19 protein-coding genes are annotated in these 20,758 nt (G+C 68.1%); 10 read left to right on the forward strand and 9 right to left on the reverse strand.

What is annotated here, in order from left to right; translation table 11 throughout:
- Positions 1 to 180: 180 nt before the first annotated feature.
- The gene (locus tag STHE_RS01865; protein WP_012870866.1) at positions 181 to 1,974 is read right to left on the reverse strand and encodes an Rqc2 family fibronectin-binding protein; all 1,794 of its coding nucleotides are present in this window, start codon (positions 1,972 to 1,974) and stop codon (positions 181 to 183) included.
- A 120-nt stretch (positions 1,975 to 2,094) separates the two neighbouring features.
- Between STHE_RS01865 and STHE_RS01870 the strand changes: the two genes are divergently transcribed.
- Positions 2,095 to 2,748, forward strand: coding sequence for a guanylate kinase (locus tag STHE_RS01870; RefSeq protein WP_012870867.1), 654 nt, complete (start codon positions 2,095 to 2,097; stop codon positions 2,746 to 2,748).
- A 329-nt stretch (positions 2,749 to 3,077) separates the two neighbouring features.
- Here the strand turns inward: STHE_RS01870 and def are convergent, their stop codons facing one another.
- The 4 genes from def to dprA all read right to left on the reverse strand — a co-directional run bounded on the left by def (position 3,078) and on the right by dprA (position 8,627).
- Positions 3,078 to 3,611: a peptide deformylase gene (def, locus tag STHE_RS01875; protein WP_012870868.1), complete on the reverse strand. Its 534-nt coding sequence runs from the start codon at positions 3,609 to 3,611 to the stop codon at positions 3,078 to 3,080.
- 88 nt (positions 3,612 to 3,699) lie between these two features.
- A complete protein-coding gene (gene topA / locus STHE_RS01880) occupies positions 3,700 to 6,009 on the reverse strand; it encodes a type I DNA topoisomerase (protein ID WP_012870869.1) in 2,310 nt (769 codons plus the stop codon).
- 271 nt (positions 6,010 to 6,280) lie between these two features.
- Positions 6,281 to 7,357 carry a mannose-1-phosphate guanylyltransferase gene (locus STHE_RS01885; protein WP_012870870.1) on the reverse strand — a complete coding sequence of 359 codons (1,077 nt, stop codon included), beginning with the start codon at positions 7,355 to 7,357 and terminating at the stop codon, positions 6,281 to 6,283.
- A gap of 190 nt (positions 7,358 to 7,547) precedes the next feature.
- A complete protein-coding gene (dprA, locus tag STHE_RS01890) occupies positions 7,548 to 8,627 on the reverse strand; it encodes a DNA-processing protein DprA (RefSeq protein WP_012870871.1) in 1,080 nt (359 codons plus the stop codon).
- 203 nt (positions 8,628 to 8,830) lie between these two features.
- On the opposite strand from dprA, the gene STHE_RS01895 reads away from it, so the two are divergent.
- The 8 genes from STHE_RS01895 to scpB all read left to right on the forward strand — a co-directional run bounded on the left by STHE_RS01895 (position 8,831) and on the right by scpB (position 16,321).
- Positions 8,831 to 9,763, forward strand: coding sequence for a branched-chain amino acid transaminase (locus STHE_RS01895; protein WP_012870872.1), 933 nt, complete (start codon positions 8,831 to 8,833; stop codon positions 9,761 to 9,763).
- 32 nt (positions 9,764 to 9,795) lie between these two features.
- Positions 9,796 to 11,502: an ABC transporter substrate-binding protein gene (locus tag STHE_RS01900; protein ID WP_012870873.1), complete on the forward strand. Its 1,707-nt coding sequence runs from the start codon at positions 9,796 to 9,798 to the stop codon at positions 11,500 to 11,502.
- A 233-nt stretch (positions 11,503 to 11,735) separates the two neighbouring features.
- Positions 11,736 to 12,731 (forward strand): ABC transporter ATP-binding protein, encoded by a 996-nt coding sequence (locus STHE_RS01905; protein WP_012870874.1) that lies wholly within the window; start codon positions 11,736 to 11,738, stop codon positions 12,729 to 12,731.
- A gap of 3 nt (positions 12,732 to 12,734) precedes the next feature.
- Positions 12,735 to 13,763, forward strand: coding sequence for an ABC transporter ATP-binding protein (locus STHE_RS01910; RefSeq protein WP_012870875.1), 1,029 nt, complete (start codon positions 12,735 to 12,737; stop codon positions 13,761 to 13,763).
- A 24-nt stretch (positions 13,764 to 13,787) separates the two neighbouring features.
- On the forward strand, positions 13,788 to 14,444 hold the full coding sequence (locus STHE_RS01915; protein WP_012870876.1) for a site-2 protease family protein: 657 nt from the start codon (positions 13,788 to 13,790) through the stop codon (positions 14,442 to 14,444).
- Positions 14,445 to 14,446: 2 nt separating this feature from the next.
- Positions 14,447 to 15,010: an HDIG domain-containing metalloprotein gene (locus STHE_RS17680; RefSeq protein ID WP_012870877.1), complete on the forward strand. Its 564-nt coding sequence runs from the start codon at positions 14,447 to 14,449 to the stop codon at positions 15,008 to 15,010.
- Positions 15,001 to 15,750 carry a segregation and condensation protein A gene (locus tag STHE_RS01925; RefSeq protein ID WP_148219875.1) on the forward strand — a complete coding sequence of 250 codons (750 nt, stop codon included), beginning with the start codon at positions 15,001 to 15,003 and terminating at the stop codon, positions 15,748 to 15,750. Before STHE_RS17680 ends, STHE_RS01925 begins: the two co-directional genes overlap by 10 nt.
- Positions 15,743 to 16,321: an SMC-Scp complex subunit ScpB gene (gene scpB / locus STHE_RS01930; protein ID WP_012870879.1), complete on the forward strand. Its 579-nt coding sequence runs from the start codon at positions 15,743 to 15,745 to the stop codon at positions 16,319 to 16,321. The genes STHE_RS01925 and scpB overlap by 8 nt, the downstream gene beginning before the upstream one ends.
- A gap of 46 nt (positions 16,322 to 16,367) precedes the next feature.
- Here scpB and fabG read toward each other — a convergent pair whose 3' ends face one another.
- The 4 genes from fabG to STHE_RS01950 all read right to left on the reverse strand — a co-directional run bounded on the left by fabG (position 16,368) and on the right by STHE_RS01950 (position 19,659).
- Positions 16,368 to 17,144 (reverse strand): 3-oxoacyl-ACP reductase FabG, encoded by a 777-nt coding sequence (gene fabG, locus STHE_RS01935; RefSeq protein ID WP_012870880.1) that lies wholly within the window; start codon positions 17,142 to 17,144, stop codon positions 16,368 to 16,370.
- Positions 17,141 to 17,857: a DUF6483 family protein gene (locus tag STHE_RS01940; RefSeq protein WP_012870881.1), complete on the reverse strand. Its 717-nt coding sequence runs from the start codon at positions 17,855 to 17,857 to the stop codon at positions 17,141 to 17,143. Before STHE_RS01940 ends, fabG begins: the two co-directional genes overlap by 4 nt.
- Before the next feature lie 106 nt (positions 17,858 to 17,963).
- Positions 17,964 to 19,142: a cysteine desulfurase family protein gene (locus STHE_RS01945; RefSeq protein ID WP_012870882.1), complete on the reverse strand. Its 1,179-nt coding sequence runs from the start codon at positions 19,140 to 19,142 to the stop codon at positions 17,964 to 17,966.
- An 85-nt stretch (positions 19,143 to 19,227) separates the two neighbouring features.
- Positions 19,228 to 19,659 (reverse strand): RrF2 family transcriptional regulator, encoded by a 432-nt coding sequence (locus STHE_RS01950; RefSeq protein WP_012870883.1) that lies wholly within the window; start codon positions 19,657 to 19,659, stop codon positions 19,228 to 19,230.
- 262 nt (positions 19,660 to 19,921) lie between these two features.
- Here STHE_RS01950 and STHE_RS01955 point away from each other — a divergent pair, with 262 nt between their 5' ends.
- Positions 19,922 to 20,683 carry a sulfite exporter TauE/SafE family protein gene (locus STHE_RS01955; protein WP_012870884.1) on the forward strand — a complete coding sequence of 254 codons (762 nt, stop codon included), beginning with the start codon at positions 19,922 to 19,924 and terminating at the stop codon, positions 20,681 to 20,683.
- Positions 20,684 to 20,758 lie beyond the last annotated feature (75 nt).

Below are 20,758 nucleotides of genomic sequence, written 5' to 3' on the forward strand. Positions count from 1 at the left end.
GCCGGCTGAAGCTGGCTGGGAATGATGAGCCGGCCGGAGGGTGCGAAGGATCCTGCGCCGTGATGTGTGCCCAGGGGTTTACCCCCGGGTACACACGTGACCGCAGGCGGTTTTCTCCCACCTTCCTACACATCCGTACACATCGGCAACGGACCACCCCAGATGCCAGCACCCAAGGGGCTACGCGAGACCGAGATCCTCGGGGGACGTGGGACGGACGTTGAGCGTGCGTTCGTTGCGGTAGGTCACCATGCCAGGGCCTGCCCCCTTGATCTTGCGCACGTAGCGGCGTGCGGTGGCGTCAACCTCCACGCTGGTCGCGTTCCGTCCCGCGCTGAAGTAGGCGGCGAGCGCTGCGGCTTGGAGCAGCACCTCCTCGTCCTCCGGACCGGACCAGCGCACGATCACGTGGGCGCCTGGTAGGCCGCGTGCGTGCAGCCACGTGTCGTCCGGGCTGGCGATGTCGAAGGTGACGAGGTCGTTCTGCCGGCCGTTGTGGCCAATATAGATCAGGTCGCCGCGCGCCGTGCGCAGGGGCTTCGGGCGCTTCGGCTCGGATTGGCGGCGGCGCTTGCCCGGGGGTGCATCGGGGCGCTGGTCGCGGTAGCTCTCCCATTCCTGGCGGACCTGCTCGACCTGATCCATCCCCTCGGCGAAGCCGGCCAGGGTCTCCAGTTGTTCCAGGTAGGCGAGCTCGGTCCGGGTCGCCTCGATCAGCTCCGGGAGATTCTCGGTGGCCGAGCGGGCCTTGCGGTAGCGCTCGAAGTAGGCCTGCGCGTTCTCACTGGGTGAGAGCGCGGGGTCGAGCGGGATCGTCAGGCCATCCACCTGCAGCTCCGTCTGGCCGGGCTCGATGGAGGCGAGATAGGCGTAGATCAACTCACCCATGGTGCGCCAGCGTTCGCCCTCCTCGCCGCGTGCTCGCTCTTCCTCGAGGGAGCGGAGGCGGGCTGCGGTGCGCTCGCGCGCGCTCCGGATCTGTGCCACGAGCTTGTCGCGCCGCTGCGCCTGCGCCACCGGCTGCGGCGCCCCGGCGAGTGTCAGCCAGCGCTCGATCGCGGGAGACATGGTCGGGAACCGCTCGACCTCGGCGTCCGCGAGATGGTCGAGTGGGATGGCGGCGAACGCGACGGCGCGGCCCTCGTTGAGGTAGACGCTCGGCGTCCAGTCCCCGGTCTCCAAGGGTGCGAGCACGGACTTGATGGCCTCAGCGAGCGCCGCCGCTCCGTCGCGGCTGGCGACGGCGCGCACGGGCGCGTCGGCTTCGCCGGTGGCGCGGTGGACCGCCTCCCGCGCCATCTGCGGGCTGAACCCGGCCAGATGTCGCACGAGCAGCGGAGCCAGCTCCTCGTCCGGCGGGGCTGGGCGCAGCAGGTCGTGGAGGGCGCCGGCCGTTAGGTGCCGGGGGTCGACGACGTCCTCCCGCGGCGGCGGGGGGACGTAGGGTCGGCCCGGCAAGATCGGCCGGACGCGGCTCATGTCGGGAGTGACACGCTTGATCGCGTCGAGGATGCGGCCCTCGTCGTCGGTGAGAATGATGTTGCTCCGCCGTCCCATCAGTTCGACAATGAGGTGGGTATAGACCAGCTCGGACGGTGTCTCGTCGTCCTCTGTGGGGGCATCGTCGCGCTTGCGCCGGTTGTCCGGGTAAAACGGCTTGGCTATACTCAGGCGCATAATGCGCTCAAGCGGTGGCTGCTGTACTGCAGCGACGCGACCGCCGCGGGCGTACTTCCGGAGGAGGAGTAGGAGCGGTGTCACGCGATCGGGGTCCGCGCTGAGCCGCTGCGTCGATAGGTAGAGTCGCGGGTTTCGCGAGTCGGCGCTGGCGACCAGAATGGACCGCTGGTGTTCGGCGTACACCTCCAGGCCAATGGTCGCGTCATCGATTTGTAGGATGCGTTGGATGCGACCACCGACCAGCCGGCTCGCCAGTTCGTCCGCCAGTGCGGCGATCGTCAAGACGTCGAACATGGTTTCAGCGTCTCCCTCTCGGCCATCGAATCCCAGCAACGGCCAACTGTGATAGTGTAACGGCGGCCGTGTGCTGGGCGCATGGCGCTTGGGGAGCGGAGCCGGGGAAGGAAGAACCTGGTGGCGGCTAGGGTGCGATGGAACGAGCAGGCGGATGAACTCATAGAAGAGTTGCGCTCGCTCGCGCGCCCACGCCTTATCGTCATCTCCGGCCCCTCCGGCGTGGGGAAAGACACCGTCATCGAGCAGATGCGCCTGCGGCACCCGGAGTACAGCTTCGCGGTGACCGCGACGACCCGGCCAAGGCGGCCGGGTGAGATCGACGGCGTCCACTACATCTTCATGGCCCGCGCCGAGTTCGAGGAAGCGCGGGCGCGGGGCGAGTTCCTGGAGTCGGCCGAAGTCTACGGCCACCTCTACGGCGTGCCGAAGGATCGGGTGCGGCGGGCGCTGCGCGCCGGGCAGAACGTCGTGGTGAAGGTCGATGTGCAGGGCGCGGCATCCATCCGAAAGATCATGCCCGACTCCATCTTCATCTTCCTCACACCCCCCTCGATGGCGGAGCTGATGCGCCGCCTGCGCGGTCGAAAGACCGACGATCCCGAGGCGCTGATGCAACGCATCTCGACAGCGGCTCACGAGCTGCGGCGGGTCTACGAGTTCGACTACGTGGTCTTCAACGAGAACGACCGGGTCGAGGAGACGCTCGACAAGATCGACGCGATCATCCTGGCGGAGAACTCGCGCCTGCCGCGCGAGGGGCGGGATGTCTGAGCGCGTTCCCGACCGAGCGTCCTTATTCCCACCGACTATCTGACGCTGATCCTGCCGACGCTGGCGTGCCTCGTGGTGTGCTCAGGACGGGTGGTGCGCGGATCCTCGCGCTGTGGTCGGGGTCGGAGGAGCGGGGAAGTCGTCGTCCGCCGCGTGGTGAGAGGATCTCGCGCCTCGGTCGGGGCCCGGGGGTTTACCTCCGGGCACATGCCGACCGCGTATGCCCGTGATGGTCGGCAAACGCCAGAAACCCCGGCTCCCAACTCCAGTCGGCCGATGGTGAGCCGGGCCTGCCCGTCAGTGGGTAGACGGGGGAGCGCGGCGTTGGGCTAATCGTCGGCAGGGGCGGGGGCCTCTTCTTCGACGGGAGCGGGCTCAATGTACTGCAGGGTGCTCTTGTCCTCTACCCGGTCGGTGAAGAGGATCCCATCGAGGTGGTCGATCTCGTGCTGCAGGATGCGCGCAAGGCCGCCGGAGGCCTTGATGCGGATCTCCCGGTCGTCGAGGTCGCGTGCCTTGACGGTGACGTGCATGGCGCGCGGGACCTCACCGTACCAGTTCGGAATGCTCAGACACCCCTCCGGTCCAACCTGGCGTCCCGAAGCGCGGACGATCTCGGGGTTGATCAGGGCCATCTCTATCGGCGGGTCGTCCTCGTTCTCGAACCCGGCCGGGACGCCGATCACGATGATGCGGCGCATGACCCCGACCTGTGGCCCTGCGAGGCCCACGCCGTCGGCGGCGTACATCGTCTCCAGCATGTCTGCCGCGAGCCGCCGCAGGTCGTCGTCGACCTTGCGGATACGCACGGCCTTCTGCCGGAGCCGGGGATCACCTTCGTAGACGAGCTTCAAGACTGCCATTGCGCTTCACTTCGTCCTATCGAAACGACACAGGCGCCGCCGGGCCAAGTATACCCAGACCCGGCGGCGCCCGTCTTGTGTCTCGGGGCTAGGCGGTGCGTTCCAGGCGTGTCGCGCGGTACTGGCAACCCTGGGTGGAGCAGCGGACTGTCCCGCCGCGCGTCTCCACCAAGACGCCCCCGCACTGCGGGCACGGCTCGCCGGTCGGCTTCTCCCAGCTCGAGAAGTTGCAGTCCGGGTAGCGGCTGCAGCCGTAGAAGACCCGGCCCTTCTTGGTCCGCCGCTGAACGATGTCGCCCTCGCCACACTGGGGGCAGGTGACACCGATCTTCTGCAGCAGCGGCCGGGCGTTGCGGCACTCCGGGAAGCCGGAGCAGGCCAGGAACCGCCCGTAGCGGCCGAGCTTGATCACCATCGGCCGGCCACACTTCTCGCACACCTCGTCGGTCGGCTCGTCGGCGACCTTGACCCGCCCGATCTCTTTCTCGGCGCGCTCGACCGTTTCGTGGAACGGGCCGTAGAACGCGCGCACCATCGGCACCCAGGACTGCTCGCCTGAGGCGATTTGGTCCAACTCGTCCTCCAGCTTGGAGGTGAAGTTCACGTCCACGATGTCCGGGAAGTGCTGGACCAGTAGGTCGTTGACCACGGTGCCGAGCTCGGTCGGGTAGAGGCGCCGCTGCTCGACGGTGACGTAGTTGCGTGCCTGGAGCGTGGCGATCGTCGGTGCGTAGGTGCTCGGCCGGCCGATGCCCAGCTCTTCCAGCGCCTTGACCAGCGTTGCCTCGGTGAACCGTGGCGGCGGCTGGGTGAAGTGCTGCTCGGGGAGCAGGCGCACCAAGTCGAGCACTTCGCCCTCTGTCAGCGGCGGCAGCGCCTCCCGGTCGATCTCATCGACGGTGTCGTCGTCCCGCCCCTCGCGGTAGATGGCGAGGAAGCCGGGGAACTTGATGACCGAGCCCGTTGCGCGGAAGCGGTAGGGCTTCGGCCCGCCCGGCGGGCCGGCGTCGATGTCGACCGCGGTGCTGTCGAACACGGCATTGCGGGTCTGGCTGGCGATGAACCGCTGCCAGATCAGCCGGTAGAGCTTGTAGCGCGGGCTGCTGGCCCCACCGAGGAACGCCTTGATCGACTCCGGGTCGCGGGCCGGGTCGGTCGGGCGGATGGCCTCGTGCGCCTCCTGTGCCCCCTTGGCCTTGCGCGTGTAGACCGGTGGGCGGTCGGGCAGGAACTCGGGGCCGTAGCGCTCGGCGATGACCTCACGCGCACGCGCCTGGGCCGAGGCGGCCACGTTGGTCGAGTCGGTGCGCATGTAGGTGATGAGGCCGACCGTGCCAGCGTCGCCGAGGTCGATCCCCTCGTAGAGCTCCTGGGCGATCTGCATCGTCCGGCGCACGGGCATGTTCAACTTGCGGGACGCCTCCTGCTGCAGGGTGCTGGTCGTGAACGGAGGCGCCGGCCGCCGCTGGGTCTCCTTGACCTCGACCTTGACCACCTGGAACTCGGCGCCGTCGAGCGCGCGGACGATCGCCATCGTCGACGCCTCGTCTTTCAGGTCCGGCTTCTGGCCGTTGACCCGCGACAGAGACGCGACGAACGGCTTCGGCTTGCGCCCGTTTACCGCCTCGCGCTTGGCGAGTTCGGCGTCGAGCGTCCAGTACTCCTGCGGAACGAAGTTCTGGATCTCCCGCTCTCGCTCGACCACCAGACGCAGCGCGACCGACTGGACTCGCCCGGCCGACAGGCCGCGCTTGACTTTGCGCCAGAGCAGCGGGCTGATCTCGTAGCCGACCAGCCGGTCGAGGATTCGCCGTGCCTGCTGTGCCTCGACCAGCCGCATGTCGATCCCGCGCGGGTTGCGGAGCGCCTCGCGGATCGCCTCAGGCGTGATCTCGTGGAACACGATCCGGCGGACCGGCTTATCGCCTGGGTCAGTGGCCTCGACGAGGTGCCAGGCGATCGCCTCGCCCTCCCGGTCGGGGTCGGTCGCGAGCAGGATCTCGCGGGCCTCCTTGACGTCGGCGCGCAGTTCCTTGACGACCTTGCTCTTGTCGCGCGGGATGAGGTAGACCGGCGCGAAATCGCGGTCGGTCTCCACCCCGAGCTTGGACTTGGGCAGGTCGCGGACGTGGCCCATCGAGGCTTTGACCGTGTAGCCCCGGCCGAGTATGCGCCCGATGTTGCGCGCCTTGGCCGGCGACTCCACGATGACCAGGGTGCCGTTCCCGCTCGCTTGCTTCGTCGTCTTGGTCGTCCTGGTGCTCTTCGTGGCGCGCGAGCGCGTGGAGGTCGTCCCGTCACTCTTGGCCGCCGTGCGGCGCGTCGTGCGCCTGGTGGCCGTTGTCTGCTCGTCTTCAGTGCTGGTGGTGGTCCGCTTCCTCTTCGCCTCTTCAGCCATAGTGATCGTCGTCAATCTCCATCCTGCGCGTCGTAGTGACCGCCGAGGCCTCGCCCCGGCGGGATCCGCGCGCGACGGTGGTCTCACGTCTCCGATCGGGGCGGCACGCACTCATGGTGCCATGGTCCTTAGTGCCGCCCACGCGCCCGTCGGCACACCGGGCGGGGCGCTCGCGCAGTGCGGCGCCCAGGCCGGTTCTACTACCTAGCCTCGGTCGGCGTGACAACTAATTTTAGCCAGCGGTGTCAACCCCGGCTACACCGGCTCGTTGCTAGAGGAGCCGCTGGTCCCCCTGTCCCCGCAGCCGTTCGACGATCCGCCGCACATCCTGGGCACGAGAGCGATGGCAGACGAGGAGGACGTCGTCGGTGTCGACGATGACCAGATCCTCGACCCCCAGCGTGGCGATGACGCGCCCGTCACCGAAGACGAGCGTCCCACGCGTGTCTGTGGCGATGTGCTCCGCGCCGAGCGCCACGTTGTCGTCCTTCTCGCTAGCCAGGAGCTCGGCCAGGCTGTGCCAGTCGCCCAGGTCGGTCCAGCCGAAGGAGGCCGGGACAACTGCGACGTTGTCGGCGTGCTCCATGATGCCGTGGTCGATGGTGACCTCCGGCAACTGCGCCCAGAGCCGCTCCATCGTCTCCGCGCGATCCGGGCGGTCCCAGGCGGCGGCGATCTCCGTCAGGAGCTCGTACACGTCCGGCAGCAGGCGCCGCATGGCGTCGAGCAGTGTCTGGGCTCGCCAGACGAACATGCTGGCGTTCCATTGATACTGCCCGCTGGCGACGTAGCGCTCGGCCGTAGCCAGATCGGGCTTTTCCTTGAACTCCTCGACCGCGTGGACGGCCAATCCCTCGCGGTGGAAGAGGATCTCGCCACAGCGGATGTATCCGTAACCGGTCTCGGGGTAGGTCGGTTTGATGCCCACGGTGACGAGGTAGCCCTCCCTGGCAGCCTCGGCAGCGGCGCGGATCGCTTGGCGGAATGCGATCGGGTCGGCGACGTGGTGATCGGCCGCGAAGGAGCCCATGATCGCATCCGGGTCGCGACGGGCGAAGAGTGCGGCGGCCAGGCCGATGGCCGGTCCGGTGCCCCGCGCCTGCGGCTCGACGATGATGTTCCCCTCCGGGATCTCCGGCACCTGTGCGGCGACCGCGTCGGCATGCGAGGCGCCGGTGACGATGAGCATGTTGGCCGGGGGCACGAGCGGCAGGAGCCGCTCGACTGTCGCCTGCAGCATCGAGAGCGGGCCGGGCAGTGGCAGAAGGAACTTCGGCCGTGCCGTGCGGCTCGCCGGCCAGAGCCGGGTGCCGCTACCGCCTGCGGGGATCACTGCATACAGCGCCATCAAGCCTCGTCCTTTCACCGGGCGTGACCGGCGGCGCAGGCTCTATCGCCGCCCTTTGGATGACAGCATACCCGGCCAGGATGACAGGGTTATGAGCGGCGGGACGTGCGCCAAGCCAATGAGTATGACATCTGGTTCATGCGCCTGGATCGGGCGTCGGACGGACCGTCGTCCGTCCCTCCCTCAAACCTCAGGCCCGAACGTAGTGTTGATGGCCAACGTTGCGAACCAGGCCCTTGAGCTGCATCTCCAGGAGGAGCGCACTCAGCCGGCTAATCGCAAGGCCCGACTCCAGCGCGATCTCATCGATGTGGCGCGGCTCGCCGTCGAGATAGTGGAGCACGTCCGCCTCCTCACTCGTGGTCGGCAGCGCCTGGCGCGCCTCGAGGTTCGCTTGCCGGACGGTCAGCTTGAGGTCGGACAGGATGTCTGCTGCCGACGCCGCAAGGACCGCTCCATCCCGCAGGAGCTGCAGGGGCCCTTCACTGCCCGGAGCCATAGCCGAGCCCGGAACGGCGTAGACGGTCCGGCTCTGATCGGCGGCGAAGTTGGCAGTGATGAGCGCGCCGCTCCGGCGTGGCGCTTCGACGACTACCACGCCCAGTGACAGGCCGCTGATGAGCCGATTCCGAACCGGGAAGTTCGGCCCATCGGGCGGCGTGCCAAGAGGAAACTCTGACACAAGTGCCCCCTGCTGTGCCACCTGCTCGGCGAGTTGCCGGTGCTCCGGCGGGTAGATGACGTCCACGCCGCTGCCCAGGACCGCGATGGTCCGTCCGCCCATCTCCAGGGCTGTGCGGTGGGCGACGGCGTCGATGCCGCGGGCCAGGCCGCTGACGATCGTCAGACCCGCGCGCACGAGGTCGCCGGTGAGGCGGCGGGTCATTTCCCGGCCGTAGGCTGAGGCACGCCGGGTCCCGACGATGCCGATGCTGTGCTCGTCAGCCGGGGTGAGTGTGCCGCGCACGTAGAGAAGGAGCGGCGGGCTGGGGATCTCGCGCAGGAGCCGCGGGTAGGCCGGATCGGCCAGCGTGACGAGCGACACGCCGGCCCGCGCGATGCGCTCCATCTCGCGCTCGAGCGAGATCCGCCGACGGGTCGCCACCAGCTTCCCGGCGACACGCTCGCTTAGCCCCGCGGCGCGCAGCTCCTCCACGTTGGCTTCCCAGGCGGCGGCCAGCGAGCCGAAATGCTCCAGCAGGCGCGCAACTCGGGTCGCGCCGATCCCGGGCACCAGATGGAACCCGAGCCAGAATTCCGTTTCGGTCATCACCGCCTCCATCGCACGGCACTCCGGTGTCGGGGTTATACGGGAGCATGCGCCGGACGTCAACGCGCCGTTGCGCGGGGGTGCCGGGGGCCGTGCTAGAATGCGGCCAGCATGTGTACCCCGCGCAAGCAAGTGGCGCGAGGTGGATCGACGGCCACTCGGCACCGGCCCGCCCTTCGGGCCCGGAAGGGAAGCGTGGTGAGATGACGACGTCACCGCTCCTACAGTACGCGTTCTTTGAGGGGGAGTTTGTCCCATCGGATCAGGCCAAGGTCAGCATTGCGACCCACGCCCTGCAGTACGGGACCGGCGCCTTCGGCGGGATCCGCGGCTACCTCGACAATGACGGCCGGACGATCAACATCTTCCGGCTCTCGGACCACGTCCAGCGCCTGCTTCACTCCGGCCGGCTCCTGCGGGCGGAACTGCCGTACAGCGCCGATGACGTGTGCGGCATCATCACCGACCTGGTCCGGCGCAACGCGCCGCGCCACAACGTCTACATCCGCCCCTTCATCTACAAGGCCAGCCTGCAGTTGGTGCCGCGGCTCACCGGGCTCAAGGACGAGCTGGCCGTGTACATGATCCCGCTCGACGACTACCTCGACCTGAGCAAGCCGGTGCGCCTGATGGTCTCCTCCTGGCAGCGCATCGAGGACAACATCATCCCGAGCCGGGGCAAGGTCACCGGCGGTTACATCAACTCCGCCCTCGCCAAGGACCAGGCGGCCGAGGCCGGCTACGACGACGCGCTCATGCTGAACGAGCACGGCGAGGTCGCCGAGGCGAGCGGGGCCAACCTCTTCATCGTGCGCAACGGGACGCTGGTCACCTCGCCGGTCACGTCCGACATCCTGGAAGGCATCACCCGCCGCAGCATCGTTGAGTTCGCGCGCGATGCGGGCATCCCGGTCGAGGAGCGCTCGATCGACCGCAGTGAGCTGTACATCGCGGACGAGGCGTTCTTGTGCGGCACCGGCGTTCAGATCGCGGCGGTTGGCTCCATCGACGGTCGGCCCATCGGGGACGGCCAACGTGGGCCGATCACCGAGAAGCTGCAGGACATCTTCTTCACGCTGGTGCGCGGGGGTGATTCGCCCTACCGCCACTACCTGACGCGGGTGCCGATCGAGTAGTTGCTATCGCTGGGGGGAGTGCGCAGTCCCGGATGGTGGGGGACGGGACAACCCGCGTCGGCCGGCTTGCGGCGCTGTTGGCGCTGGTGCTGGCGCTCACGGCCTGCTCGCCGTTCGGCCGCGGTGCCCCGTCGCCCACCGCGGCGCCCACCGCGTGGGCCACGCCGGGCGCCGAACAAGCGGGTAGCCCGGCGACCCCCATCCCGTCGACTCCCAGCGTGAAGGGCGGGCGCATCGTCGAAGGTGGCCTGACCGAGCCGCGCACGCTCAACCCCCTCTTCGTCGCCGACCCGCTCTCCGAGGCGCTCAGTTCCCTGGTGTTCAGTGGGCTGGTGGCGGTCGACCCGGTCAGCGCCGAGCCGCGGCCCGATCTCGCCGAGTCGTGGGACGTCTCCGAGGACGGGCTGACCTATACCTTCCACCTGCGTGAGGGTGTCGTCTGGCACGACGGACAGCCATTCTCGGCGCGGGATGTGGTCTTCACCTACGAGGCAATGATGAACGACCGGGTGCGGTCGCCGCGCTACTCGCGCCTTGTGGAGCGCGTGCGTCAGGTGCGGGCGCTTGACTCCGCCACGGTCGAGTTCCACCTGGTCCACGCCGATGCTTCCTTCCTTACGACGCTGGCCACCCTGGGGATCGTCCCGCAGCATGCGCTCGCGGGTGTGCTGCCTGAGGAGCTGGTCACAAGCCCCTTCGGCCTGAGCACAGCGGTCGGTACCGGGCCGTTCAGCCTGCAACAGTGGATCCGCGGCGACCGGATACTCTTCCGCCGCCACGCCGGCTACCACGGCGGGCCGTTGGCGACCGAGGAGTACGTGTACCAGGTCCTTGGCTCGCCGGAGGATCTGCTCGCCGCGCTCCGGGAGGGCATGATCGACTGGGCGGAGCTGGACCCGGCGATGGTGGCTGAGGCGGAGCAGATCGATGGGGTGGTGATCGAGCGGCTGCCGAGCTTCGATATGACCTACGTCGCGCTCCAGCTCGACCCGGCCAAGAGCACGCTCTTCAGCGACCCGCGCGTGCGGCAGGCGCTGATGCTGGCGCTCGACCGCGAGGCCGCGGTGGCCGAATTCTGGCAAGGCCACGCAGACGTAGCGGACGGGACGCTGCCACCGGCCTCGTGGGCGTATCGCACCAGCGAAACGGTCTACCGGGCGGACCTCGACGCCGCCCGGCGACTGCTCGACGAGGCGGGCTGGGTGCCCGGGCCGGATGGGGTCCGCGTGAAGGACGGCGTGCCGCTCCGCTTCACGCTCACGACCAACGGCGACAATCCCCGGCGGCGGCAGGTGGCGGAGTGGCTGATCCGGAGCTGGCAGGCGCTGGGGATCGCGGTCGAGCCGCAGTTCGAGACCTGGAGCACGGTACGGCAGCGCGTGGTCCGCGAGGGCGACTTTGACGCGGTGCTCCTGGGCTACCGCTGGCCGGTTGACCCGGATCAGAGTATGCTATGGTCCTCGGACTCCTTTTTCGATGGACTGAATATCGGGCACTATGCGAGCGCCGAGGTGGATGCGCTGCTGCAGCAGGCACTTGAGGCCACTGACCGGGCGGAGCGTGCGGAGCTCTACGCGCAGATGCAGGAGCACGTGATGCAGGATCTGCCGGTCCTGCCGCTCGCGTTCCCCCATGTACTGGTGGCGCGATCGGAGCGCTTGCAGGGCAGCGAGATTACCGTTATCCTGGTGCGCAATCGTGCGGATATCGCGCAGTGGGTTCCGGTCGTAGGCGAATGATCGAGATCGGTATATCATTTGCCGGCAGCGGGAGGTTTGACCACCTGCGGCGCCCGTGCTACACTGCCGATGACGCAGATGGCAGCTTCAGCATCCGTACCTCGAAACTGGTTGGGAATCGGCACTCAACTCGCGCGGAAACCGCGCGAGCGGAGCCGTTGAGCGCGAATGCACCGCGGTTGCCGAGCGGGTGACGGTGTGGCGGCGGCAGGCGGAGAGGTGAAGGAGAGGCAATGGAACCGCTGCTCGAGGTGAGGAACCTGCGAACCCAGTTCTTCACACAGGATGGTGTGGTGAAGGCCGTCGATGACGTGTCCTTCCACATCATGCCCGGGGAGACGCTGGGAGTGGTGGGTGAGAGCGGCTGCGGTAAGAGCATTACCGCCATGTCGATCATGCGCTTGATCCCATCGCCACCCGGCAAGATCGTCAGTGGCGAGATCCTGTTTGAGGGTGAAGACATCCTCAAGATGAGCGACGAAGAGGTCCGCTCGATTCGGGGCAATAAGATCGCCATGATCTTCCAGGACCCGATGACGTCGCTCAACCCGGTGCTGACGATCAACCGCCAGATCAGCGAGGCACTCGAGCTGCACCTGGGGATGAGCCGCAGCCAGGCACGCCAGCGCAGCATCGAGTTGCTGAAGATGGTGGGTATCCCCAACGCCGAGGAGCGGGTGGACCAGTACCCGCACCAGTTCTCGGGCGGTATGCGCCAGCGCGTGATGATCGCGATGGCCCTCTCCTGCAACCCACGGATGCTGATCGCCGACGAGCCGACCACCGCGCTCGACGTGACGATTCAGGCCCAGATTCTCGACCTGATGCGGAACCTGCAGCAGGAGCACAACACCGCGTTGATGATGATTACCCACGACCTGGGGGTCGTGGCCGGCATGACGGATCGCATCCAGGTCATGTATGCCGGGCACATCGTCGAGACGGCACCGACGGAGGAGCTGTTCGCCAACCCGCGGCACCCGTACACGGTTGGCCTGCTGAACTCGATCCCGCGCCTGGACGCGCAGGTCAAGGAGAAGCTCCAGCCGATCCGCGGTCTGCCGCCGGACCTCATTGACCTGCCGGACATGTGCCCGTTCCTCCCTCGCTGCGACTATGCGCGTGAGAAGTGTGAGCAGAAGAATCCGCCGCTGCTTGACGTGAATGAGCGGCATCGATCAGCCTGCTGGTACTGGGAGGAAGTCAGCAAGGAAGGGCCGAGGGCATAGGCGATGGCGACGGAGCAGGTGACAAGCAACGGCGAGGTCAAGCAGGGCGAAATCCTGCTCGACGTGCGCGACCTCTATATGCATTTCCCGCTGACCCGCGGCATCATCTTCCAGCGGAAGGTTGGCGCGGTCCAGGCGGTTGATGGCGTCACGTTCCAGGTCCGCAAGGGCGAGACCCTGGGGCTGGTGGGCGAGTCGGGGTGCGGTAAGAGCACCACCGGCCGGGCTATCCTGCAGCTCTACAAGCCGACTGCCGGCCAGGTTCTCTTCAAGGGCCAGGATCTGACGAAGCTCGACGCCGGCCAGATGCGCAAGATGCGGCGCTATCTCCAGATGATCTTCCAGGATCCGTATGCGTCGCTCAACCCGCGCATGACGGTCGGCAGCATCATCAGCGAGCCGATGCAGATCCACAACCTGGTGCCGAAGAACCAGCGGAACGAGCGGGTCCAGGAGCTGCTGGAGACGGTCGGTCTGAACCCGTACTTCGCCAACCGCTACCCGCACGAGTTCTCGGGCGGTCAGCGGCAGCGTATCGGCGTGGCCCGGGCGCTGGCGGCGAACCCGGAGTTCATCGTGGCCGATGAGCCGGTGTCGGCACTCGACGTGTCGATCCAGGCGCAGATCATCAACCTGCTGGAGGATCTGCAGGAGCAATTCCAGCTCACGTACCTCTTCATCGCCCACGACCTGAGCGTGGTGCGGCACATCTCGGACCGGGTGGCCGTGATGTACCTCGGGAAGATCGTGGAGCTGGCGGACCGCAACGCGCTCTACGAGGACCCGCTGCACCCGTACACCAAGGCGCTACTGTCGGCGGTGCCGATCCCGGACCCGGTCGTGGAGAAGAAGCGCGAGCGGATCATCCTGACCGGCGACGTGCCGAGCCCGATCAACCCGCCGTCCGGCTGCCACTTCCACACGCGCTGCCCGTACGCGATGGATGTGTGCCGGACGATCGAGCCCCGGTTCGTGGATCAGGGCGGTGGGCACTTCGTGGCCTGCCACCTCTATCCGAACTCGGGGGCCTAGCGCTAGGATCGAGCGGCTCCACTCGTGATCGGCTTTCCCGGCGCGCGACCGGACGCGACCGTTATCATCATGACGATGCTCGCGTTCGTGATCGCGACGACCGTGCACGAGTTCTGCCATGCGTGGTCTGCCCTGATGCTCGGCGACGATACCGCCCAGCGTCAGGGCAGGATCACGTTGAACCCGATCGCGCACTTCGACCCGATCGGGTTCCTCGGCATGATGCTGATCGCCGTCGCCGGCTTCGGCATCGGCTGGGGCCGTCCGGTCCCGATCAACCCTGCGCGCCTGCGCGGCCGGCAGCGGGGCGTGGCGCTGACGGCACTGGCCGGGCCGGCGTCGAATATCGTGCTGGCGACGCTGTTCATCATCCCGCTCCGCTTCGGGCAGGCGGACCTGCCGTACGCGGCCGAGGTCTTCCTGAACCGAATGGTCTTCGTCAACATCCTGCTGGCGTCGTTCAACCTGATCCCGATCCCGCCGCTCGACGGCCACAAGATCCTGACCGGGCTCTTGCCCGACTTCTGGTACCCCTACCTTGCGCCGCTGGAGCGGTACGGTGTCCTGATCCTGCTGGGGCTGATCATGATCGGGCGGATCGGCCAACCGATCCTGGTATCGATGTACGCACCGGTCTACGGCCTCCTCAGGTCGCTGATCGCCGGCCCTGTGCCGATCTAGCCATGTGTCGTATGGGGCTGGGTGGTGGACCGCTCCCGGCCGGCGCGGCGGCGCGACCGGTCCAGCGGGTCGTGCAGTTCTTCGCCTACATCCGCCCGCGCCGCGGGGCGGTGGATCGCGAGTTGCGGCGACTCGTGACCCCGGAGCAGTGGGCGCTGCTGGCGCGCCTGAGCCGTGCCGACCGTGCGCACCTGCTGGGGGTCTACCGGCGCCTGGTTGCTCAGGGCTGCCAGGATTGTGACGTCTTGCTGGCGGCGCTGCTGCACGACGTGGGCAAGGCGGACGAGCGGGCGCGCACCGGTGTGTCGCAGCGCGTCGCGGCAGTGCTGCTGGGCCGCTTCGCGCCCGGGCTGCTTGCGGCATTGGCGCGCCCTGGCCGCGATCGCTGGCGGCACGGGCTGTACCTTGCCCGGGAGCACGCGCGCCTGGGGGCGGAACAGGCGCGCCAGGCCGGCTGCAACGAGCGGGTGTGCTGGCTCATCGCGCACCACCACGCCGAGGCCGTGGAGGATCCTGGCTTGCGCTTGCTCCAGGCGGCGGATGAAGGGATGGAAGGGTGGGGGTGACGGTCGCGCCGCCCTTGCGACTTGCCGACTGCCAGCTCCGGCTGCCCACCTTCGAGGGGCCGCTGGACGTCTTGCTGCGCCTGATCGAGCGGAACCAGCTCGACATCACCGACGTGTCGCTGGTGGCAGTGACCGACCAGTTCCTCGCCTACGTCGCGGCGCTGTCGGATACCCCGCCCGAGTTGCTGGCTGAGTTCACGGCTGTCGCGTCGCGGCTGCTGGCGCTCAAGTCGCGCTCGCTCCTCCCGGCGCCGCCGCAGGAGGTGGAGGAGCCGGAGCCGGACGATCTGACGCGCCAGCTCCGGGTCTACCAGGCCGTGAAAGCTGCGGCAGGGCATCTGCAGGTGCGGGAGCGGAGCGGGCTGCGTGCCTTTGCGCGTCCTCCCGCGCGGCTGGATGGCCTCCCCGTGACCGAGCACCTGGCACCGGTGCCGCTGCCGTCGCTGCTCCGCGCGCTGCGCCGTTGCTTCGGACGCGTCCGCCCGGCACCGCGCCCGTACCGCCCTACGCCGATCATCACGCTGGCGCAGATGACGAGCCGCCTGCTGTCGCGCCTCCGCGACCGAAGCCGGTTCAGCGCGCTGCTCGGCGACTCGCCGAGCCGGGGGGAGTACCTCGTGGGCTTCATCGCGCTGCTCTCGCTGCTGCGCCAGCGGGTCGTCGACGCGACCCAGTCCACGCTCTTCGGCGAGATCGAGGTCTGGCGGCTCGACAGTGCGGCGGAGGCGGCCGATGACTGAACCCTCGGTTCAGCCCTTCCAGTTGCCGCTCGAACAGGTGGCGGAAGAGGAGCGGGCCGCCGCGCTTGGCGCGTTGCTCTTCGTAGCGAGCGACCCGGTGCCGGTGGCGGTGCTGGCCCAGCACGTGGGATGTACCCTGGCCGAGGCGCGGGCTGCACTCGAGGAGCTGGCCGCGCGCCTGGACGCCGTCGGGCTGATGGTGCAGTGGTGCGGCGAGGATCAAGTGCAGGTCGTGTCGTCGCCGCGCTATGCGCGGCAGGTGCAGCGCTTCCTCGGCCTGGAGCGGACGGTGCGCCTGTCGCAGGCGGCGCTGGAGACGCTGGCGCTCGTGGCCTATCGTCAGCCTATCACGCGCGGCGAGATTGATACCATCCGCGGCGTCGATTCCAGCGGCGTGCTTCAGACCCTGCTCGCGCGCGGCCTGATCGAGCCGGTCGGCCGGCTCCAGGCGCCGGGCAACCCGATCCAGTACGGCACCACCACCGAGTTCCTGCGCTTCTTCGGCCTCGGCAGCCTCGCCGAACTACCACCTCCCCCCGACGACCTGCCAGGGCCCGAGGACGAGGGATGAGCTCCCCAACGCGCCCGGGCCAAGCACCGTGCGATGCCCGCGCCCCTCAGGAGAGGGCCATCGGTGACTCCGGCAGGATCTGGCCGCCGTCCACGACGATGGCATGGCCGGTGATGTAGTTCGACTCGTCGCTGGCCAGGAAGAGCACGGCGTAGGCGACATCCTCCGGGGTGCCCAGCCGCCCCATCGGGATGACGGCCTCGGCCTGGCGGATGTATTCCTCCCCGACATCCTCCATGCCCTCGGTGCGGATGTTGCCGGGCTGCACGGCGTTGACCGTGATGTTGTCGCGCGCGACCTCGATGGCCAGCGTCCGAATGAACCCCATCTGGCCCGCCTTGCTGGCCCCGTAGTGAGCCCAGCCAGGGAATCCGGTGACCGGCCCGGTGATCGAAGAGGTGACGACGATCTTCCCGTAGCGCTGCTGCCGCATGTGGGGCAGGCAAGCCTGGACGGTGAAGAAGGTGCCCTTGAGGTTGATGTTGTGCACCAGGTCCCAGTCGGCCTCGGTCATGTCTTCGATCCGAGCCGACGGGAAGATCCCGGCGTTGGCGCAGAGGATGTGGAGCCCGCCGAAACGGCTCACCGCGAAGCTCGCCATCGCCTCGGCGTCCGACCGCTTCGTGACGTCGGTGCGGATGAAGTCAACCTCCTGCCCGGCCTGCCGGAGTTCCTCCGCCGTCGCCATCCCTCGGGCCTCATCGACATCCGCGATAACGACCTTGGCGCCCTCCGCCGCCAGCACGCGCGCGATCCCCTTGCCGATGCCCTTCGCGGCACCGGTCACGATCGCGACCTTCCCCTCCAGCCGGTTTGGGCTCATGCGTCACCTCCTTCTGCCTCGCCCTTGCCGGGCATGGCCCGAGCCGCGATGGCTCGCAGCTCGGCCAGGCCGGTGTCAACCTCGTCCCGGGGGAGATTCCCGGCCTCCAGGTCTGCGTCACTTAGCTCACATAGTCGCATATAGAAGACCATCCCGCGTTCGAGGATGTCATCCGGCGCCTCCGGGTCGTCGACCAGCGTGAACAACCAGTCCTCCGCCCGGGCGTACTGCCCGCGCCGCGCGAAGTGCTGCCACAGCTCGTCGCGCACCCTTCCCGGCAACTCGTAGCCGTCCAGCGCACGGAGCACGGTGTCGACCCCTTCGATCGCCTGGGCCGAGTCCGGCTCCTCATCGTGGAGCACGATCAGGTACAGCATGAGCGCCTTGACGCGGCGGGCGTACTCCCGCTCGAAGGCCCAGTCGGTCGTCCGCAGGTCCGCAGACTCATGCAGGAGGGTCGCGATCACGGTCAGTTGCTCGGCGACCGTTGGCGGGCCGGGGTGATCGGCCTTGACGACGCGGAGGAGGCTGGCGATCTGCTCGGCGTCGAGGCTATCGGCGTCGGCGAGATGGAGTCCGACGAGGCGCCCCATGGTCTGATCGATCAGTGCCTGCGCCTGCTCCGGTTCCCCGCGCCGCCTCAGCCGCAGCACGACGGCGAGGACCTCCGTCATCTGGGCGATCAGGCGGAGCAGGTAGTCTCGCTGGTACATGTGTGTCCAATCGTGTGGGTACTAAAACGCCCGCATCGTGTCGGCTCCGGTCATGTCCCAAACGTGAGCCGGCACGGTGCGGGCGCTCCTGCGAGCCGCTGGCGGCTCAGTCGGCCGAAACGACGGCCATCTTGCGCAGGCGGGCGACCGTGTCGGCCAGCACCTCGACGGCGCGGTCGATCTCCTCGGCGGTGTTGTCCTTGCCGAGGGTGAGCCGGATGCTGCTGGTGGCGAGCGCCGGGGGCAGTCCGATCGCCGTGAGCACGTGGCTCGGCTCGGTCGAGCCGGTGGTGCAGGCCGAACCGCTGGAGGCGGCGATGCCGTGCATGTCGAGGTTGAGGAGCACGGTCTCCCCTTCGACGCCCTCGAACGAGACGTTGACGTTGTTGGGCAGGCGCAACTCCCGGTCTCCGTTGAGCCGGGTGCCGGGGATGCGGGTGAGCAGCGCGTCGATCAGCCGGTCCCGCAGTGCCTGGACATGGGCCGTGCGCGCCTCTTGCTCCTGCACGGCGCGCTGGAGGGCGACCGCCATGCCGTAAATCCCTGCCACGTTCTCGGTCCCGGCGCGATGGTTGTTCTCCTGGGCGCCGCCGCTCTGCTGCCAGAGAATCGGGGTCTGGCGGCGGACGTAGAGGAGGCCGACACCCTTCGGCCCGTAGAACTTGTGGGCCGACAGCGACATGAGATCCACGTTGAGCGCCTGGACGTCGAGCGGGAGCCAGCCGGCTGCCTGCACCGCGTCGGTGTGGAACGGGATGCCGCGCTCGCGGGCCAGCTTCCCGATCTCCGAGATCGGCTGAATGGTCCCGATCTCGTTGTTGGCGTACATGACCGAGATCAGGATAGTGTCGTCGCGGATGGCCTCGGCGATGTCTTCGACCCGGACGATGCCGTCGGGCCCGGGCCGGACGTATGTCGCCTCGAACCCGAACTTCTCCAGGTACTCGACGCTGTGGAGCACGGCGTGGTGCTCAAACGCGGTGGTGACGATGTGGCCGGGGCGGTCGGGGTGCTGGAGCCGGTGCTTCCAGGCGACACCCTTGACGGCAAGGTTGTCCGCCTCGGTTGCGCCGCTGGTGAAGACGATCTCACGCGCCTGGCAGTTGAGGATCTTGGCGATGCTGGCCCGAGCCCAGTCGAGCCCGGCGCGGGCGTCCCGGCCAGCGGCGTAGATGCTGGAGGGGTTGCCGAACCGCGTGGTGAGATACGGCATCATGGCCTCCAGGACCGCAGGGTCCAGCGGCGTGGTTGCAGCGTGATCGAGATAGATGTCCGTCTGGTTCACGGACCCCTCCTCTAAGTGATGTGTTGCGAGCATGCAGGGAGTTGAGTGGGTGTAGGCGCCATCGACAGCCCGCCGGTCATGGGCGTCAGCGTGCCGCCGCGGCGTGCTGATCCAGCAGGTCGGCCAGGGTCGTCGAGTCGAGCGCGGCGGCGATGCTGTCGCGGACCTTGATCCAAACTGCGCGGGTGGCGCAGCCGTCGATGATGGGGCAGAGGTCCTCGTCGCCACTGTCTTCGCTGACACAAGCCATGGGGGCGATGGGACCTTCCATGACCCGGTAGACCTCGCCGACGCGAACTTCGGCGGGTGGACGCGCCAGTTCGTAGCCGCCATGTGCACCGCGCGTGCTCGTCACCAGGCCCGCCCGGCGAAGCGGCCCCATCAACTGTTCGAGATATGCTGCCGGCACGGCGGAATCGGATGCGATGGCGGCCAGCGGCACCGGCCCCTGGCCGTACATTCGGGCTAGCGACACCATCGCCCGCATTCCGTATTCGCCACGCGTCGATACTTTCATGATGGCCTGTGCCTCTCGGAACCGGCGGGGCGCCCGTAATCATCAGTATCCTACACCGGACGCCGTAAGGTGTCAAGTAAAGAGACGCTGCGGCTCTCCGCTGAAGCCCTATACGTACGCCCCTTCCGGCACGTGGCGCTGCGTGGCGGGCTGTGGACACTCAGCGGTGCGCAGTGGACAATGCCAGGGTGTCCCGCGTCCCGGTGCGGTCATGTCGGGCGAGGGTTGGTGAGGCGGGGGATGACATGAGTATGGTCGCCACATGGTGACGCTGGGGGAGGCGGCGTTGCTCGGCAGCGCCGGCTTCATCGGCGGTGGGATCAACGCCGTCGCCGGTGGCGGATCACTGATCTCCTTCCCGGCGCTGCTGGCGGTGGGCTACCCGAGCATCACCGCGAACGTGACCAACACCGTCGCGGTCTGGCCCGGCACCATCGGCGGGTCGCTGGCCTACCGCCGCGAGCTGGAGGGCCAGCGGGACCGCATCGTCCTGCTCGGAATCACCTCGGTTGTCGGGTCGTTGATCGGGTCGGTGCTCCTCCTGGCCAGCCCGGCCCGGCTCTTCGACCAGATCGTGCCGTTCCTGATCCTGTTCGCTTGCGCGCTCCTGGCGGTGCAGGAGCGGCTGGCGCTCTGGGTGCTACGCCGCCAGGGGGACGACGCCAGCGGCGAGCGCTCCGCGGGTGTGATCGGCGCGCAGTTGCTGGCGTCCATCTATGGAGCCTATTTCACTGCCGGGCTCGGGATCCTCATCCTTGCCTTCCTCGGGATTTTCCTACGGGACAACATGCAGCGGCTGAACGCGCTGAAGGGCCTGCTCAGCGTGGTCATCAATGGAGTGTCCGCTCTGTACTTTGCCCTGTTCGGGCCCGTCGTCTGGCCGGTGGCGGCGCTGATGGCCGTGGCCAGTTGGACCGGAGGCTATCTCGGCGTGCGCGTTGCCCGGCGGCTGAGCCCGAGTCGCCTGCGGGCGGTGGTGCTGATCTACGGCGTTGGTGTCGCCCTCTGGCTGCTGGTAACCTGAACGGGCTTTCCGAACCTTCCTCGAATCCGGAATGCCTTGACCTCAACCAATGTTGAGGTTGTAAGGTGTGCGTGT

The organism is Sphaerobacter thermophilus DSM 20745, assembly GCF_000024985.1.
GTDB lineage: Bacteria > Chloroflexota > Chloroflexia > Thermomicrobiales > Thermomicrobiaceae > Sphaerobacter > Sphaerobacter thermophilus.

What these genes read in the sequence shown, in the direction of transcription:
- STHE_RS01865 (WP_012870866.1), bottom strand. Translation starts at nt 1,974, where the DNA reads ATGTTCGACGTCTTGACGATCGCCGCACTGGCGGACGAACTGGCGAGC.
- def (WP_012870868.1), bottom strand. Translation starts at nt 3,611, where the DNA reads ATGGCAGTCTTGAAGCTCGTCTACGAAGGTGATCCCCGGCTCCGGCAG.
- topA (WP_012870869.1), bottom strand. Translation starts at nt 6,009, where the DNA reads ATGGCTGAAGAGGCGAAGAGGAAGCGGACCACCACCAGCACTGAAGAC.
- STHE_RS01885 (WP_012870870.1), bottom strand. Translation starts at nt 7,357, where the DNA reads ATGGCGCTGTATGCAGTGATCCCCGCAGGCGGTAGCGGCACCCGGCTC.
- dprA (WP_012870871.1), bottom strand. Translation starts at nt 8,627, where the DNA reads ATGACCGAAACGGAATTCTGGCTCGGGTTCCATCTGGTGCCCGGGATC.
- STHE_RS01895 (WP_012870872.1), top strand. Translation starts at nt 8,831, where the DNA reads ATGACGACGTCACCGCTCCTACAGTACGCGTTCTTTGAGGGGGAGTTT.
- STHE_RS01900 (WP_012870873.1), top strand. Translation starts at nt 9,796, where the DNA reads ATGGTGGGGGACGGGACAACCCGCGTCGGCCGGCTTGCGGCGCTGTTG.
- STHE_RS01905 (WP_012870874.1), top strand. Translation starts at nt 11,736, where the DNA reads ATGGAACCGCTGCTCGAGGTGAGGAACCTGCGAACCCAGTTCTTCACA.
- STHE_RS01910 (WP_012870875.1), top strand. Translation starts at nt 12,735, where the DNA reads ATGGCGACGGAGCAGGTGACAAGCAACGGCGAGGTCAAGCAGGGCGAA.
- STHE_RS17680 (WP_012870877.1), top strand. Translation starts at nt 14,447, where the DNA reads ATGTGTCGTATGGGGCTGGGTGGTGGACCGCTCCCGGCCGGCGCGGCG.
- scpB (WP_012870879.1), top strand. Translation starts at nt 15,743, where the DNA reads ATGACTGAACCCTCGGTTCAGCCCTTCCAGTTGCCGCTCGAACAGGTG.
- fabG (WP_012870880.1), bottom strand. Translation starts at nt 17,144, where the DNA reads ATGAGCCCAAACCGGCTGGAGGGGAAGGTCGCGATCGTGACCGGTGCC.
- STHE_RS01940 (WP_012870881.1), bottom strand. Translation starts at nt 17,857, where the DNA reads ATGTACCAGCGAGACTACCTGCTCCGCCTGATCGCCCAGATGACGGAG.
- STHE_RS01950 (WP_012870883.1), bottom strand. Translation starts at nt 19,659, where the DNA reads ATGAAAGTATCGACGCGTGGCGAATACGGAATGCGGGCGATGGTGTCG.
- STHE_RS01955 (WP_012870884.1), top strand. Translation starts at nt 19,922, where the DNA reads ATGGTGACGCTGGGGGAGGCGGCGTTGCTCGGCAGCGCCGGCTTCATC.